This is a genomic window from Chryseobacterium sp. GP-SGM7 (assembly GCF_049166575.1).
Classification (GTDB): domain Bacteria; phylum Bacteroidota; class Bacteroidia; order Flavobacteriales; family Weeksellaceae; genus Chryseobacterium.
On the sequence record NZ_JBMHFF010000001.1, the window covers coordinates 1,365,853 to 1,383,007 of the forward strand.

Annotated in this window: 13 protein-coding genes; 9 read left to right on the forward strand and 4 right to left on the reverse strand. The window is 33.8% G+C overall.

From position 1 onward, the window contains the following. Positions 1 to 4 precede the first annotated feature (4 nt). The 5 genes from ACOOWA_RS05980 (at position 5) to ACOOWA_RS06000 (ending at position 7,821) form a co-directional block, all read left to right on the forward strand. The gene (locus ACOOWA_RS05980; protein WP_421373906.1) at positions 5 to 1,468 is read left to right on the forward strand and encodes a RagB/SusD family nutrient uptake outer membrane protein; all 1,464 of its coding nucleotides are present in this window, start codon (positions 5 to 7) and stop codon (positions 1,466 to 1,468) included. A 2-nt stretch (positions 1,469 to 1,470) separates the two neighbouring features. Beyond that, the gene (locus ACOOWA_RS05985; protein WP_421373907.1) at positions 1,471 to 2,901 is read left to right on the forward strand and encodes a glycoside hydrolase family 30 protein; all 1,431 of its coding nucleotides are present in this window, start codon (positions 1,471 to 1,473) and stop codon (positions 2,899 to 2,901) included. A 142-nt stretch (positions 2,902 to 3,043) separates the two neighbouring features. Then, positions 3,044 to 5,266: a beta-glucosidase BglX gene (gene bglX / locus ACOOWA_RS05990; RefSeq protein WP_421373908.1), complete on the forward strand. Its 2,223-nt coding sequence runs from the start codon at positions 3,044 to 3,046 to the stop codon at positions 5,264 to 5,266. Between the two features lie 205 nt (positions 5,267 to 5,471). Next, positions 5,472 to 6,281: a glycoside hydrolase family 16 protein gene (locus ACOOWA_RS05995; RefSeq protein WP_421373909.1), complete on the forward strand. Its 810-nt coding sequence runs from the start codon at positions 5,472 to 5,474 to the stop codon at positions 6,279 to 6,281. A 97-nt stretch (positions 6,282 to 6,378) separates the two neighbouring features. After that, on the forward strand, positions 6,379 to 7,821 hold the full coding sequence (locus ACOOWA_RS06000) for a glycoside hydrolase family 30 protein (RefSeq protein WP_421373910.1): 1,443 nt from the start codon (positions 6,379 to 6,381) through the stop codon (positions 7,819 to 7,821). 217 nt (positions 7,822 to 8,038) lie between these two features. On the opposite strand, the gene ACOOWA_RS06005 is transcribed toward ACOOWA_RS06000, so the two are convergent. Beyond that, a complete protein-coding gene (locus tag ACOOWA_RS06005) occupies positions 8,039 to 8,848 on the reverse strand; it encodes an enoyl-ACP reductase FabI (RefSeq protein ID WP_421373911.1) in 810 nt (269 codons plus the stop codon). 123 nt (positions 8,849 to 8,971) lie between these two features. Then, complete coding sequence (locus tag ACOOWA_RS06010) at positions 8,972 to 9,271, reverse strand: hypothetical protein (protein ID WP_421373912.1); 300 nt, start codon at positions 9,269 to 9,271, stop codon at positions 8,972 to 8,974. A 177-nt stretch (positions 9,272 to 9,448) separates the two neighbouring features. Between ACOOWA_RS06010 and ACOOWA_RS06015 the strand changes: the two genes are divergently transcribed. After that, entirely contained in the window at positions 9,449 to 10,270 is an 822-nt protein-coding gene (locus tag ACOOWA_RS06015) for a hypothetical protein (RefSeq protein WP_421373913.1), read from the forward strand. 41 nt (positions 10,271 to 10,311) lie between these two features. On the opposite strand, the gene ACOOWA_RS06020 is transcribed toward ACOOWA_RS06015, so the two are convergent. Further along, entirely contained in the window at positions 10,312 to 11,163 is an 852-nt protein-coding gene (locus ACOOWA_RS06020) for a nucleoside phosphorylase (RefSeq protein ID WP_421373914.1), read from the reverse strand. 155 nt (positions 11,164 to 11,318) lie between these two features. Between ACOOWA_RS06020 and ACOOWA_RS06025 the strand changes: the two genes are divergently transcribed. The 3 genes from ACOOWA_RS06025 to ACOOWA_RS06035 all read left to right on the forward strand — a co-directional run bounded on the left by ACOOWA_RS06025 (position 11,319) and on the right by ACOOWA_RS06035 (position 16,428). Next, positions 11,319 to 13,154, forward strand: coding sequence for a cytochrome-c peroxidase (locus ACOOWA_RS06025; protein WP_421373915.1), 1,836 nt, complete (start codon positions 11,319 to 11,321; stop codon positions 13,152 to 13,154). 167 nt (positions 13,155 to 13,321) lie between these two features. Beyond that, a complete protein-coding gene (locus tag ACOOWA_RS06030; protein ID WP_421373916.1) occupies positions 13,322 to 15,472 on the forward strand; it encodes an alkaline phosphatase PhoX in 2,151 nt (716 codons plus the stop codon). A gap of 56 nt (positions 15,473 to 15,528) precedes the next feature. Further along, positions 15,529 to 16,428, forward strand: coding sequence for a leucine-rich repeat domain-containing protein (locus ACOOWA_RS06035; RefSeq protein ID WP_421373917.1), 900 nt, complete (start codon positions 15,529 to 15,531; stop codon positions 16,426 to 16,428). 111 nt (positions 16,429 to 16,539) lie between these two features. Here the strand turns inward: ACOOWA_RS06035 and ACOOWA_RS06040 are convergent, their stop codons facing one another. Beyond that, positions 16,540 to 16,863, reverse strand: coding sequence for a translation initiation factor (locus ACOOWA_RS06040; RefSeq protein WP_421373918.1), 324 nt, complete (start codon positions 16,861 to 16,863; stop codon positions 16,540 to 16,542). Positions 16,864 to 17,155 lie beyond the last annotated feature (292 nt).

Consider the following 17,155-nt stretch of genomic DNA (forward strand, 5'->3'; position numbering starts at 1 on the left):
TATTATGAAATTCAATAAAACAATATATTATTTTCTGTTGGGAACTAGTTTAGCTATTGGAACAACTTCATGTAGTGATTATCTTGATACAGAACCTCTTACAGATAGAGCTGTTCCACTTACTGATACTCCTTACACTACTGCAGCAGAAGCAGAAGGATTAATGGCTACAATTTATAATGACTTAGGTAATGAGTATTGGCAACTTGATTATTTCTTCAATGGTGATGCACAAACAGAAATTGCTCACGCTGGAAGTGATAATATTCAGAATTTCCAAATGGATGAATATCGAATTATTGCTACTAATTCAAATGTAAACAGAGATTGGAACTACATATTCTCTTTGATTAATAATTGTAACAAAGTTTTAAACTATGTAGATAACATTCCAGACCCTGCTCTTACAAGCGCTAGAAAATCTGAAATGAAAGCTGAAGCTGCAATTATGAGAGCAATGTATAATTTCCATGGGGTACAACTTTGGGGAGATTTTCCTTTGGTTACAAAAGCTGTGATTGGAGTAAATGATGAAAACTTTGATGAAGTTTATGATCAGGTTTATCCAACAAGGAAGCCAGTAAATGCAGTATATACTCAAATTATTGCAGATTTGGAAGGAGCTTTAGCAAATGCACCTGCAAGTTCAAATAAATACAGAGCAACAAGAGGTTTAGCTTTAGCATTATTGGCAAAAGTCTATGCGACCAAGCCAAATCCTGATTATGCAAAAGTAATTGATTATACAACTCAATTAATGGGACAGGGATATTCATTACTTCCTGTTTATGACCAACTTTTTGATGGAAACCACGAAGCCAATGCAGAATCTATTTTCGAGTCTAATGGAAACGCAGGAAATCTTTGGGCATGGGGATCTTCAATGTTTTACGGAACAGATTGGAAGAAGTTTAATACTCCTTCGTATGATATCGTAAATACTTTCAACACAGAAGGAGATAATGTAAGAAAAAACTCGAGTATTTGGTTTTCGCCAACAACGGTAAGCTGGTCTGATAATTTTTGGGCAAGCAATAATTTTCCTTTCATGTATAAAATGAGAATTACAACAGGACATCAAAATTTTTATGTAATGAGATATGCTGATTTATTATTAATCAGAGCAGAAGCATTGGTTCGTCAAGGGAATTTTGCAGATGCAGCACTTTTGGTTAATCAAGTGAGGGGGAGAGCAAGTTCAAGTTTAACGCCAGTTAGCATTACAAGCATTGATGATGGAATTAATAAAATCCTTAAAGAAAGAAAATTAGAATTGGCATTTGAAGGTCATCGTTGGTTTGATTTAAAAAGAACAGGTAAGGCGATTGAAATACTTTCTCAACAGAGAAATGCAGCGGGTAATTTGTTACCTTATGTGGGTAACTTAAATCAAAATAGATTATACTGGCCAATTCCGCAAACCCAAATGGATAATAATCCCAATCTAACCCAAAATGCTAGTTATTAAATATGTTAAATAAAAAATCATATAGTTTCTTTTTAAAAAGTACTGCACTGCTATTTAGCGGTGTGGTATTTTTGCCTTTAAATTCATGCAGATCAATTACTACCGAACAAAATCAGGTACAATCTTGGTTGACAAAAGGAGATGAAAGTGTGAAATTACAGCAGCAATTACCGTTAATTTTTGTCAATACAACCAATAATTTTCAGAATATTGAAATTGACGATTCTCAGAAGTTTCAATATATTGATGGTTTTGGATATACATTAACCGGTGGGAGTGTTGAAGTAATCAACCGTCTTTCACTTTCAAAAAGAAAAGCTTTATTGCAGGAACTTTTCGGGAAAGACAAAAATTCAATTTCAATAAGTTACCTGAGATTAAGCATCGGAGCCTCAGATTTAGATGGCGAGGTTTTCTCTTATGATGATTTACCTCAAGGACAGACCGATCCTACTTTATCAAAATTCAGTTTGGCAGGAGATAAAGATTTGATTGCAATGCTAAAGGAAATTTTAACCATCAATCCAAAAATCAAAATCATTGCTGCGCCTTGGTCGCCTCCGGTTTGGATGAAAGATAATGGTAAATCAATCGGAGGAAGTTTAAAAACTGAATTTTACGACACATATGCCAAATATTTCGTGAAATATATTCAGGGAATGCAGAAAGAAGGAATTACAATTGATGCGATAACTCCTCAAAACGAGCCTTTACATCCGGGAAATAACCCAAGCTTATTAATGGTTTCAGATCAGCAGCGAGATTTTATCAAACAAAGTTTAGGTCCGATTTTTAAATCAAATAAGATTAAAACTAAAATCGTTGTTTATGATCACAATTGCAACAAACCTGAATATGCCATCAATATTTTAAATGATCCTGAAGCCAATCAATACATCGACGGCTCAGCTTTTCATTTATACGAGGGAGATATTTCCGCTCTGTCTACTGTTCACGATGCTCATCCAAATAAAAATCTTTATTTTACAGAGCAATGGACTGGAGCAAAAGGAACATTCAATGAAGATCTAAACTGGCATACCAAAAACGTTGTGATCGGTTCTATGAGAAACTGGAGCAAAATTGCCTTAGAATGGAATCTTGCCAATGATCCAAAATTTGCACCGCACACTCCGGGAGGTTGTACCGAATGCAAAGGCGCAATTACAGTTTCAGACAGTGAGAATTTCACCAGAAATATAGCATATTACATCATTGCTCATGCATCGAAATTTGTTCCTGCCAATTCCCAAAGAATATCTTCTACACAAACCAAACAACTTTCTACAGTTGCTTTCAAAACTCCTGAGGGAAAAACTGTGTTGATTGTTCAAAATTATAGTCAAAAAACAGAAAATTTTAATATTAAATATAAAAATAAAACTGCTCCGGTAAACATTCCATCAAGTTCTGTAGCAACTTTTATTTTTTAGATTTAAACTTAAATATTTCAAATATTTGCGAGCTTTTATAAATGAAACGGCTTTGTGTAACTTAAAAATAAACATCAAGCTTAAATAATCTTTGCGAACTTTGCGTGAAAGATTATTTTCAAAATATAAAATTAGACCAAAAATGAAAAAACTTTATTTCATATTAATATTTACGGCATTCGGATTCAATGGATTCGGGCAAAAAACGATTGACCAAAAAGTCACGGAACTTTTATCTAAAATGACCTTGGAAGAAAAAGTAGGGCAGCTCGTTCAATACAGCGGTTTTGAATATGCAACCGGTCCACAAAATTCTAATTCTGCCAATGTTTTAAATGAAATAAAACAAGGGAAAGTTGGTTCTATGCTCAATGTTTCGGGAGCTGCAGAAACCAGAAAATTTCAGGAATTAGCATTAAAATCAAGATTGAGAATTCCATTATTGTTTGGTCAGGATGTGATTCATGGTTACAGAACAACATTTCCCGTAAATTTAGGACAAGCCGCAAGTTGGGATTTAAAATTAATTGAAAAATCTGAAAGAATTGCCGCAACAGAAGCTTCAGCTTATGGAATTCACTGGACTTTTGCGCCGATGGTCGATATTGCAAGAGATCCGAGATGGGGAAGAGTGATGGAAGGTTCTGGTGAAGATACTTACCTGGGAACGCAAATTGGTTTGGCAAGAATCAAAGGTTTTCAGGGAAAAGGTCTTGGAAATCTGGATGCAATCATGGCGTGTGCAAAACATTTTGCAGCGTACGGAGCGGCAGTGGGCGGAAGAGATTATAATTCTGTTGACATGAGTCTAAGACAATTGAACGAAACATATTTACCTCCTTTCAAAGCCGCCGCAGAAGCAGGAGTTGCCACTTTTATGAATTCTTTTAATGATATTAATGGAATTCCTGCAACAGCAAACAAATATATCCTGAGAGATTTATTAAAAGGAAAATGGAATTACCAGGGTTTTGTGGTTTCAGATTGGGGAAGTATCGGCGAAATGGTTTCTCACGGTTTTGTAAAAGATAATAAAGAAGCTGCCGAAAAAGCCATCAATGCAGGAAGTGATATGGATATGGAAAGCCGTGCTTATATGGCTGAACTTCCAAAATTGGTTCAGGAAGGAAAACTTGACCCGAAATTGATTGACGATGCAGCAAGAAGAATTTTAGTTAAGAAATTTGAAATGGGATTATTCGATGATGCTTACAGATTCAGCAATGAAAAAAGACAGAAAGAACAGTTAAACAATATAGAAAACAGAAAATTCGGAAGAGAATTTGGCTCGAAAAGTATTGTTTTACTTAAAAATCAGAAAAATATTTTACCTCTTTCAAGATCAACGAAAACAATTGCTTTAATCGGACCTTTTGGAAAGGAGACTTCTGCCAATCATGGATTTTGGTCAGTTTCTTTTAAAGATGATAATCAAAGAATTGTCACCCAATTTGACGGAATTAAAAATCAATTAGATAAAAACTCAACATTATTGTATGCAAAAGGAGCTAACGTTGATGACCAAGACAGATCTATGTTTGCTGAAGCTGTGGAAACCGCAAAAAAAGCAGATGTCGTGATCATGACTTTAGGCGAAGGTTCAGCGATGAGTGGTGAGGCGAAAAGCAGAAGCAATTTACATTTCACAGGAGTTCAGGAAGATTTATTAAAAGAAATCGCAAAAACAGGAAAACCGATCGTTTTAATTATCAATGCAGGAAGACCGCTGGTTTTTGACTGGGCAGCAGACAATATTCCGACGATTTTATATACTTGGTGGCTGGGAACTGAAGCAGGAAATTCGATCGCGGACGTTCTTTTCGGAACGGTAAATCCGGGAGGAAAACTTCCCATGACTTTCCCAAGAACTGAAGGGCAGATCCCGGTTTATTACAATCATTATAATACAGGAAGACCCGCAAAAAATAATACCGACAGAAATTATGTTTCAGCTTATATCGATTTGGATAATGATCCGAAATTTCCTTTTGGTTACGGTTTAAGCTATACTCAGTTTACATATTCTGATATGAATTTAAGTTCGACAAATCTTAAAGGAAATCAGACGTTAAATATCAGTGTAAATGTTGTCAATACCGGAAATTACGATGGGGAAGAAGTGGTGCAGCTGTACATTAGAGATTTGGTTGGAAAAGTGGTGAGACCTGTAAAAGAATTGAAGGGCTTTCAAAAAGTTTTCATTAAAAAAGGAGAAAGTAAGACCGTTAATTTCACTTTGACTCCGGAAAATTTAAAATTTTATGATGATGAATTGAATTACGACTGGGAAACAGGAGAATTCGACATTATGATCGGAACCGATTCTCAAAATGTTCAGTCTAAAAGAATTAATTGGTCAAAATAAATATTAGTTTACAAAAACTGAGAGCGGGATAAAACCCGCTTTTGGTGGTAAAAGACTAAACGTTTTTTTGTAAAAACTTTATAAGTATTGAGTTTGTTATACTGAAACCTTTAGGTTCGACGTAGTCAAAGAATCTGAATAATCTTTGTAGAGATGCTTCCAGCATGACAAACGTTGAAAATAATCATTATTAACTTTAAAAACTTTGAAAATACAATTTCAACCTATTTTTAATTTGATCATTGGAGGAACTTTGGTTTTTTCATCATTAAATTGTGCTTCAAACCAGCCCGATCCAAACAGAAAATTAATCTGGAGTGATGAATTTAATTACAAAGGATTACCAGATTCCACAAAATGGAATTATGATGTCGGTGGTGACGGTTACGGAAATAATGAAGCTCAGTTCTATACCAAAAACCGTTTGGAAAACGCAAGAGTGGAAAATGGAAATCTTGTGATTGAAGCCAGAAAAGAAAACTGGGAAAAGAATAAATATACTTCTGCCAGACTTTTAACAAAAGGGAAATTTTCTTTTCAATATGGAACAGTTGAAGTGAGAGCAAAACTTCCGAAAGGTCGCGGAACTTGGCCTGCAATCTGGATGATGAGTGAAAATATGAAAGAATGGCCCGATGATGGAGAACTGGATATTATGGAACACGTTGGTTTTAATCATGGGTTTGTTCATGCTTCGGTTCACACGAAAAAGTACAATCACATCATTAATACTCAAAAAACGGATACTCTTTTTGTGAAGGATGCAAGTGAAAAATTCCATATATATAAAGCGGACTGGACGCCAGAGAAAATTGATGTTTATATTGATAATCAGAAATTCTTCAGCTACGAAAATAAAGAAAAAACGTATGATTCATGGCCTTTTGATCAGCCTTATTTCATTATTCTGAATCTAGCTGTCGGAGGTTTTTGGGGTGGAAAAGAAGGTATTGATGACACGATTTTCCCACAGAAATATGAGATCGATTACGTAAGAGTTTATCAGAATAAATAAAATATAGGACTCCAAATTCCCTCCTTTGGAGGGATGGATAATTTTCAAAGAAAATTTAGGAGGGGTGGTTTAATATAAAAAATAAGAAAAGATAATAATGAAGAGATTAGTCGTAAGTTGCTTTGTCATTGGAATGGTTTTCAATGCAAATGCACAAAATTACTGGAAAAAGAATTCAGGGAAAACAACAGCAAAAGTTTTTCTTACCAATTCTAAGACCAACGAAAAAATGGTGGACAAAGGAACGGTAAAATTCGAAAAATTTGGTCAGCCGAAAGAAACGGATGCCTGTATTTTTGTAGATCCTGATTTTAAATATCAGAAACTGATAGGAATCGGTGGTGCTATTACAGATGCTTCTGCTGAAACTTTTTACAAAATGCCGAAAGCTAAGCAGAAAGAAATTCTTGAGGCTTATTACGGAAAAAGCGGTTTGGGTTACACTGTTGTTCGTACCAATATGAACTCATGTGATTTTTCAAGCGATTCTTATACATATGTTCAGGAAAATGATCAATCATTAAAATCATTCAGCGTTGCGCATGATGAAAAGTATAAAATTCCGATGATCAAAGAGGCTCAGAAGACAATCGGAAATAATTTCACCTTTTATTTCTCACCTTGGAGTCCGCCTTCCTGGATGAAATCTAATAAAAGTATGTTGAAAGGAGGAAGACTGGAAAAAGCTTTTTATCAGACCTGGGCAGATTATTATGTGAAATTCATTAAAGAGTACGAAAAAAGAGGAATCAATGTTTGGGGATTGACGGTTCAGAACGAACCGATGGCAACACAGACTTGGGAATCCTGTATTTATTCTGCCGAAGAAGAAGGAGAATTTTTGAAAAATAATTTAGGACCAACGCTTTGGAAAAATGGATTCAAAGATAAAAAAGTAATGATCTGGGATCATAACCGTGATTTGATTTACCAAAGAGCAACAACTACTTTAAGCGATCCCGAAACTTCAAAATATGCATCGGGAATTGGCTATCATTGGTATGAAACATGGAACAATAAAACCCAGCTTTTCGATAATTTATCTGAAACTCAAAGGGCTTTTCCTGATAAGTTTTTAGCTTTTACAGAAGGTTGTAAGGAGCAATTTGATCTGTCAAAAATTTATGATGTAAGCTTAGGCGAATTGTATGGGAAAAATATGATCAATGATTTCAACAAAGGAACAGCTTTATGGACAGATTGGAACGTTCTTTTGGATGAAACCGGTGGACCAAATCATGTTGGAAATTTCTGTTTTGCACCCATTATTGCAGATACCAAAACAGGAGAAGTTCATTATACTTATGAATATTATTATGTTGGTCACGTTTCAAAATTCATTAAGCCAAATGCACAGAGAATCGGAAGTTCTTCTAACAGAATCGCTTTAACCTCAACTACTTTTATGAATGAAAGCGGGCAATTAGTAACCGTAATCATGAATGATACAGACAACGATATGGATACCAATCTTTGGATTGAAGGCATGTCAGCAAAATTATCTGCACCTGCACATTCTATACAGACTGTAATTTTATAGACTTCATATTAATGTTTTTATTAAGAATCGGCGGTACTTTTGGTGTCGCCGATTTTATTTTAACCAAACTTTATATAAGTTTTGGCTAAAGCCAAGCTGAATCTTATTTTCGTAAACGGGCTGAAGCCCGTTCCTATTGATATAAAATATTTTAAATTTTTAACAAAAAAATCCGAAACAAAACGTCTCGGATTTAGGTATAATAAAGTATTAATGATTACTCAGCATCATATTTACTAATCACTTTCTGAGTAACTCCAGAACTGCTGAATCCACCATCATGGAAAAGATTTTGCATCGTTACTTTTTTCGTAAGATCTGAGAATAATGTTACACAGTAATCTGCACATTCCAAAGCTGTAGCATTTCCTAGTGGAGACATATCTTCGGCATAGCCTAAGAAACCTCCAAAACCTTTCACACCGCTTCCTGCAGTAGTTGGAGTAGGAGACTGAGAAACAGTATTTACACGTACTTTTCTTTCACCCCAATAATTTCCGAAAGTTCTTGCAATGCTTTCAAGATACGCTTTGTTATCAGACATATCATTATAATCCGGGAATGTTCTCTGAGCTGCAATGTAAGTAAGTGCTAAAATGCTTCCCCATTCGTTCATACAGTTTTTTTCGTAAGCCACTCTCATTACTTTATGGAAAGAAACTGCCGAGATATCCCAACCTTTTTCCAACCAGTCGTAATTCATTTCTGTATAATGTTTTCCTTTTCTTACGTTGATAGACATACCGATCGAATGAAGAATGAAATCGATTTTACCAAATTTTGCAACAGCGGCATCAAAAAGCTTTTCAAGATCTTCGATAGAAGTAGCATCTGCACCAATAACTTCAGAACCTGTTTTTTCTGCTAAACCGTTTAGTTCTCCCATTCTCAAAGCAATAGGAGCGTTTGAAAGGATAAACTCAGCACCTTCTTCGTGACATCTTTCTGCAACTTTCCATGCAATAGATTGCTCATTAAGGGCTCCAAAAATAATTCCCTTCTTGCCTTTAAGTAAACCGTATGACATAATTTTCTAATGTTTATTAAGCTACAAATGTAGCAATAATTTGTGTTTAGAGCATAATAAAAAAACGGAACCTTCCTAAAAAGACTCCGTTTTTCTTTGATAATATATAAAAGACTAATAAACTTAGTTTGTTTTTTTATTCCATTCTGCTTTTACGTCTTCTGCTGCATCTTTTGTTTTTTCCCAGGCATCGTTTGCACCCTCTTTGATGTCTTCCCAGGTTTCTGATGCATTAGCTTTTACCCTGTCTAGCCAACCTTCCTGGCTTGCCTCTTCATCATTATTTCTTTTTTCGTTGATATAGTCTCTTGCTTTATCCGCCAAGTCGCTCACTTTCCATTTTGCATCAGTTGCTGCATTTCTTAGTGTGTTTTCTGTGTTGTCAACTGCTTTTTCAGCTTTGTTGTAATCTTGATTTTCCATTATGCTAATATTTAAGTGTTATACTTTATAATAGGCAAGAACTATTCCTAAAAATATTTACTATTGTTAAAATTTTCATAATATTTAATTTGATATCTGAAAAAAGATATTATCTTTAAATTTTCACTCTTGTTATTAAGAAATAGAGTGAAAACTAAACTAAACTAGAATAAATAGATGGCCAAAAAATTACTTCTTGCTATTTCTGTAATAGCATCAATCATTACTTTTTCACAGAAAAAAGAAAATAGCTATCCCAAAGCTGAATTTACATTAGAGGATGGAAGCAAAATGTCTGCACTTTTTGTGGCTTATACCTATCCCAATGGTTCTTATCCAAGTTTTTTTGATAAAGATGACATTTATAGTTTTGAATATAAAACTTCTCCTGAATCCAAAACCGAAAAGATAGGTGCGAAAGATGTTAAAGCCATGAAGATTTATGATGAGAATGGCGATTTCGTTAATGGTATTGAACGTCTTGATATGAAAGCTATTAATAGCAAGGGAGAATTGGTAGATAAAAGAAAACGTTCTTTTCAGCCTTTATTATATGATGGAAAAATACAGATCTTCGGCTCTAATATGTTTATGTGTCAAGGAAATCTAAAGTCAGCTTGTACATATGTTTATTCAATGTTTTATATAAGAAATAGCAAAGATGATTTTGCAATAATGCCTGTTGATTATGATCGTATCAATCTTTTCAATTTTGGCTCTGCTGAAGAAAAAATGATAGGAGCTTTTCGGATTGTAGGCAAAAATTGTGAAAATTTCAATCAATATCTTTCTCTTTTGGAGAAAAAATTAGAAGACAAAGAATTTAGAAAAAAATTCAAAGAAGAATATAAAAAAGTTCGCACAGATTCTTTTGAAGAAGCTAAAAGTACGGGTAAAAAAGGAAATTTTCAGAATATTTTAGGTGAAAATATGCTGCGATATTATTTAAATTTTTATGGTGGTATTGTAAAAGAATACGAAAAAAACTGTTCTCACTAAAAACAAAAAAACTGCTGAAAATTTTCAGCAGTTTTTTATTATTAGATGATTCTCTCGAGAACCCACTCTATCAAATTCTTTTCAGAAGCATGATGATCTGATGAAAACTCGCCACGTCTTCTGTTGGCAATTACATTATTTACGGTAATTGCTTTATGGCCCAATAATTTTGAGAAAGCATAAATCGCAGATGTTTCCATTTCAAAATTGGTAATTCCCAAATCGTTTAAATTTTCAAGAAACTTTTCATCCAAAGCTTTTAAGCGAAGCTGTCTTCCCTGTGGAGCATAAAATCCTGGGAAAGTAGCAGTATTTCCGTGGTATTTTGCATCTTTATACAATTCACCCAATTCTGCAGACCATTCAGAAAAATAAAGCATCGGCTTAATTTTTTCGTATGGAAATTTCTCATAGAAATTTTTCGAAAACTCATTTTCAAAATGATAATCCTGATAAAAATGCATTAAACCGTCGAGTCCGACCACGTTCTGAGTAACCAGCATATTATCTACCTGAACCTCGGGATTTACGCTTCCGCAAGTTCCCATTCTGAATAATTCAAGAGATTTGTGTTCGTTTTTAAATTCCTTTTGCTTCAAATCGATGTTGACTAAAGCATCAAGTTCGTTCATTACGATATCGATGTTTTCAGTTCCGATTCCTGTTGACATGACAGAAATTCTTTCGCCACGCAAAATCCCGGTATGCGTATAAAATTCTCTTTTATTCTTTTTAATTTCTACTTTATCGAAATATTTAGAAACTTTCGGAACTCTGTCGGGGTCACCAACCAAGATAATTTTGTCAGCAATATCTTCGGGTAAAAGATTTAGGTGATAAACACTTCCGTCATCATTCAGAACCAATTCTGAAGCTGCAAGTTTATTAAGCATATATTATTTTTAAATTATTTTGAATGAATGTTTATTTTGATTTTTGGGGATTTAAAAGTAATGATTTTTAAATGAATTGAAATATAAACATTATTTAATTCCTTGTTAAAATTGTGGTAATGTAAAGATGATAGTTTTGCGGTTAAATTTTTTTCATGAAATCTTATCTACCGCTTATTTCAGCTTTGTTAATCGTAGTTTTTGTGATGTCATTCAAAACTGTCGACAAAGGTTATACGAACGAAAACAATTTTGTAAAAGAAGGATTATATGATTTTAAATTAAAACTCGAAAACCTACAATCTGATGCTGATCTTTTTAAAGAAGATAAAATAAATCTGGAACAACTTCAAAAATCATTGAGTGAGACGAGAAATTCTTACAAAGAAATAGAATTTTACATTGCTTACCATTATCCGGAATTTTCGAAAACACATCTTAATGCTGCTCCTTTATTTAGAATTGAAGCAGCCGGAACAACGGCTTATACTTTGCCTCCGGAAGGTTTGCAGGTTTTAGATGAGCTCATTTTTTCTGATGAAGCAAATAAGCAAAAAGATAGAATAATTGACATTACCAATTTCCTCTATAATAATTATAACAACTTTTATCTAAATTCAATTAAAAACGGAAAAAGTCAGGGAAAAAATAAAACGCTACCGTTAAGAATAGAGTTGATCAGAATTTATACTTTAGGACTTACCGGGTTTGATACTCCGGGATCTTTAAATATTTCAGAAGAAGCAAATCATGCTTTTCAGGGAATGAAAAATTACATCCAAAACGATCCTTATTTTAACAATTATAATACAGGAAATGCCGATAAAATGTTTTCTGATGCGATTATTTATCTTTCAAAAAACAAAGATTTTGAAACTTTCGACAGAATAGAATTTTACAAAAAACACTTGCAGCCAATCTACGAAGAGCTCGGAAAATGGGACGGTAATAAAGATGATTTGCAGGAATTTTCAGGTTGGAATCCTTCAAGCAAGAACTTTTTCAGCAGTGATTTTCTAAACCCTTATTTTTTTACCTTATTAAAAGATTCTGAAGATAATGAAGACTTGAGAAGGCTCGGAAAGAAAATATTTTATGATGAAACTTTAAGCGACAACGGAAAAATGAGTTGTGCAACCTGCCATCTTCCTGAAAATGCATTTACCGATTTGAAATCAAAATCGTTGAGCAATGTGGAAGGAAAAACGGTTTTAAGAAATTCGCCTTCCTTATATAATGCAGTTTTTGCCAAAAGATTTTTCTATGATATGCGAGCTTTTTATTTAGAGCAGCAAGCAGAACACGTTATTTATAATTCTGATGAATTTAATACAAGCTATGAAAGCATCATTAAGAAATTAAAAGCAAATTCTGAATACAAAAAAGGATTTAAAAAAGCTTATAAAAACGGGAATATTGATAATCAGACATTTTCTAAAGCCTTAAGCTCATATGTTGCATCATTAAATTCTTTCGACAGCGATTTTGACCGATTTATGCGGAATGAAAAAGTAATTTCTGATGATGCTAAAAAAGGTTTCAATCTTTTTATGGGGAAAGCCAATTGCGCAACCTGTCATTTTGCGCCTTTGTTTTCTGGGCTAGTTCCTCCATTTTTTAATGAAAATGAATCTGAAGTTTTAGGAATTACCAAAAAGCCAATTCAAAATCTGCCTTTGGAAATAGATTCAGATAGGGGAAGAATAAAGAGTAATGTAAAAAAAGAAGATTCCTGGATTTATGAGAATTCTTTTAAAACAGTTACAGTGAGAAATATTGCGCTTACGAAACCCTATTTCCATAATGGAGCTTTCAGTAGTTTGGAAGAAGTCTTAGAGTTTTACAATGAAGGTGGAGCAGAAGGTCTTGGCTTAGAAATAAAAAATCAGACTTTACCGGCAGATAAATTGAACCTTTCTCCTTTAGAGATAAAACAGATTATCGCTTTTCTACATTCTTTAACAGACATCAGCAAGACAAAATCCAAATAAACCGCAGAATGAATATCTCTAATTTGTAAAGACAATTTAACATAAAATTAATCCACGTAACATTAGGTTTTTGATTTGTTAATTTTCAGTATTATTTATTTAAAACCTTATTAATAAAGGCTTCGTAATAATAAAATAGTTTTGCAACAGAAATAAAAAGTATTAAAATGAAGAAAAAACTACTTACAGTTGCAATGCTGGCTTTTATGACAAGCTCTGCACTACAAGCCCAGACTACAATTTTTGGACTGCAAAGTTCATGGCGTTTTAATGATGCAGATATTGCACTTCCTGCAACATGGAAAAATACCAATTATGATGTTTCTACATGGTCTGTCGGAAACGGACCTTTAGGATACGGAGATCCTGTAACTACGGCTTTTGTATCGGGTGTTGACACAGCTTATCTCACAAAAGATTTCACAGTAAATTTGGCAGATTTAACCAATACCATGGAATTTGGAGTAAGAAGAGATGACGGTATTATTGTTTATCTGAATGGTGAAGAAGTAATCAGAGACAATATGCCTTCGGGAACAGTTTCTCACAGTACTTTTTCAAGCACAACCATTGATGGAGCAGCAGAAACAGCAATTAATGTTTTTTCTATTGCTAAAAATAAATTTGTACAGGGAATTAACAGAATTTCAATTGAACTGCATAACAGAAGTGCATCCAGTTCAGATTTAACGATTGATGCTTATCTTAAAACGGTTGTTACAACACCTACACCTCCGGCAAATACTTGTACAGGAACACACATTAGCTGTTTCACATCGATTGTTCCGACAGGTCAAACTTCAAAATTAATTATTCCTGCGGAACACAGATTCCAATTGATTCTTAAAGAAGGTGATGCTTATACTGAAGGTGGAGGATTAGTGGGCGGACAAAATGATTTCACAGGGTATGTTCCCATAAATACAAGCAGTGTAAATGGTTATTTATCGGTAAATCATGAAACCAATCCTGGTGGAGTGACAATGGCAGAAATCAATTATAATGCTACAACAAAACTTTGGCAGTTAACAAAATCGAGAGGAGTAAGCTTTTCAGCTACAAGTTTAGTACAAACTATCAGAAACTGTTCTGGCGGAGTTACACCGTGGGGAACAATTGTTACCGCTGAAGAATCTGTTACAGGAAACGATACCAACGCAGACGGATATAAAGATTACGGCTGGTTGGTAGAAATTAATCCGGCAACAGCTCAGGTTATGTCTCATAATACCAGTGGAACTAAAGATAAGCTTTGGCAGATGGGAATTATGAATCACGAAAATGTAGTGATTAATAATGCAGGAACAACTGCTTATTACGGTGAAGACGGCGGAACAAATATGGTTTACAAATATGTAATGGATACGCCAAACAATCTTGCATCAGGAAATTTATATGTACTGAAATTAGATCAGGGATTATCAAACGGAGATCCGGTTTCAACGACTGCATCATGGGTTCAGATTCCCAATAAGACGCAGGCAGACCAAAACAATACCACAGCTTTAGCACAATCTTTAGGCGGAACATCATTTAACGGTATTGAAGATGTTGAAATAAGCCCGCTTGACGGAAAAGTTTACTTCACAGCAAAAGGTTTAAATAAAGTTTACCGTATGCAGGACAACGGAACTACTGTTTCACAAGTTGAAGTTTTCGTTGGTGGATTAAATACACAATATTCATTCAACACCGCTCAAGGAGTTAAAACTGAAACTTGGGGTGACGGTAATGACAACCTAACATTTGATGAACTGGGAAATCTTTGGGTTCTTCAGGATGGCGGAAAAAATTATATTTGGGTAGTTGCGCCGACTCACACTCAGGCAAATCCTAATGTAAGACTTTTCGCTTCGATGCCTGCAGGTTCAGAGCCAACAGGATTGACGTTTACTCCAGATCACAAATTCGGGTTTTTCTCTGTTCAGCATCCTGATTCAACGATTTCAACAGATGTTGACGCAACTGGAAATACAATCGATTATAAAGGTAAATCTGCAACAATGGTTATTGCGCTTCAGCAATTTTTAGGAACAAACGGAACTTTAGGGACTACAGAATCTGTTTCTCAGACAGAAGTTACGGTTTCTCCGAACCCTACTTCAGGTTTAGTGAAAATAAATTCTCCAAAAGCGCTTAAAAACCTTTCTGTAACCGCTTACAGCATGGATGGTAAAATAGTTTACAGCAAGAAGTTTACAGGATCAGATTCTTCTTTGGAATTAGATTTTACTTCTCAGCTTCAGGTTTCAAGAGTTTTGATGTTGAACATCGAAGCAGACGGTTTCCAGAAAACTGTAAAAATTCTTAAAAAATAATTACTAATTTTCTTTCTCAGCTGCCGACATTTTCTTTGTCGGTGGCTTTTTTTATTATGAAAAAGCTACTTTATTTCATCACAATATTTTCTCTTTCGAATGTTTATGCACAGATTGATCCTTTAAAATATCCTACATATACAGATGTAGATGATGCTTTAAAAAGCGGAAAAACCATTTACAGCATGAGTTTTAGAAATAAAGGAATATTCAATGTTTCTCCTGAACTTTCGAAAATGGATTCTCTTTTTTTTCTGAATTTAATGGAAAATAAATTAGAGAAGATAGATGATGAAATTTTCAAGCTTAAAAAATTGGAAATATTAAATTTAAACGCAAACAGCATAAAATTTATTCCTGATGAAATTGGAGAATTAATCAATTTGACCAGTTTCTCTATGAATCTGAACAGTTTAACGAAAGTAAATCAGAATTTCTCAAAACTTCAAAACCTTAAGGTTGCTCATTTTGATGCCAATAATCTGAATGTTTTTCCCGAAGCTTTAATTAAAATTGGAACTTTAGAAGAAATCAATCTTTCCAGTAACCAGATTAGTTTTGTCGCAAAAGATTTAGATAAGATTAAAAATTTAAAATATCTCAATCTCGCAGCCAACCAAATTAATGATTTAACCGATGTAAAATTCCCGGAAAATCTAAAATATCTTGAGTTACAGCAAAATTCAATCATAAAACTGCCTGAAACAATGTTTAAATCTAAAAATCTGGAGTTTTTAAATATAAGTCAAAACAGTTTGAAGGAAATTTCACCAAAAGTAAAAGGCTTAAAAAATACAGTAAGTATCAATCTTGCACATAACCAACTGAAAGATCTTCCTAAAGAATTTGCTCAGTTAAAAAATCTTAAAACGCTTATTTTAGCAGGAAATCCGATGGATAAATCAACAATAGAAAAGCTTAAAGCTTTAATGCCACAAACACAGATTTATTTTTAAGCGTAAAAAAAATTAAAAAGTCGAAGATTTAAAAAACTTATATGTTCTTTCAACAGCTTTATTTAAACTTATCTTGAAGCATATATCTTTTGTTACTTTTGCGGTTAAAAATTATCCGCCAACTCTTTTCGTTTTGTAACCCATATCTTTCAGAATCGCCATAATTTTATCACGGTTATCTCCCTGAATGATAATGGTATTATCTTTTTCAGAGCCACCGATTCCCAAAGTGGTTTTTATCTTTTTTGAAATCTTTTTTAAATCTTCCTCACTGCCTTCCCAACCTTCAACAATCGTTACAGGTTTTCCGTTTCGGCCTTTTTTTTCAAACTTGCAGATCAAAGGCTCTTTCTGTTTAAATTCTTCTTCAGGCATCTGAAAATCCTGCTCTTCGTGGGTAGGAAAAAGGTTTTTTAGTTGATCTCGTAAATCCATAAAACAAAATTAAAAATAATATTTATAATTCAAGAGGATTAATGAGTTAACGTGCTAAAAAGTAGAAAAATTATAAAAATACATTGCTTTACTTTCTTAAATGAAATGCCCTCGTTTTACTAATTAAAAAGGAATTTACAGCAGAAACTTTGTTTTCCTCTGCGTTAATTAATTTAACATTTAATAAAAATACATTTCTAAAAATTCATACTTTCTATTTCAGTTTCATGTCAACCTTTAAGTAAAATTTAAACATTGAAAATTCTTTATATCATTCAAAAATAGGTAACTT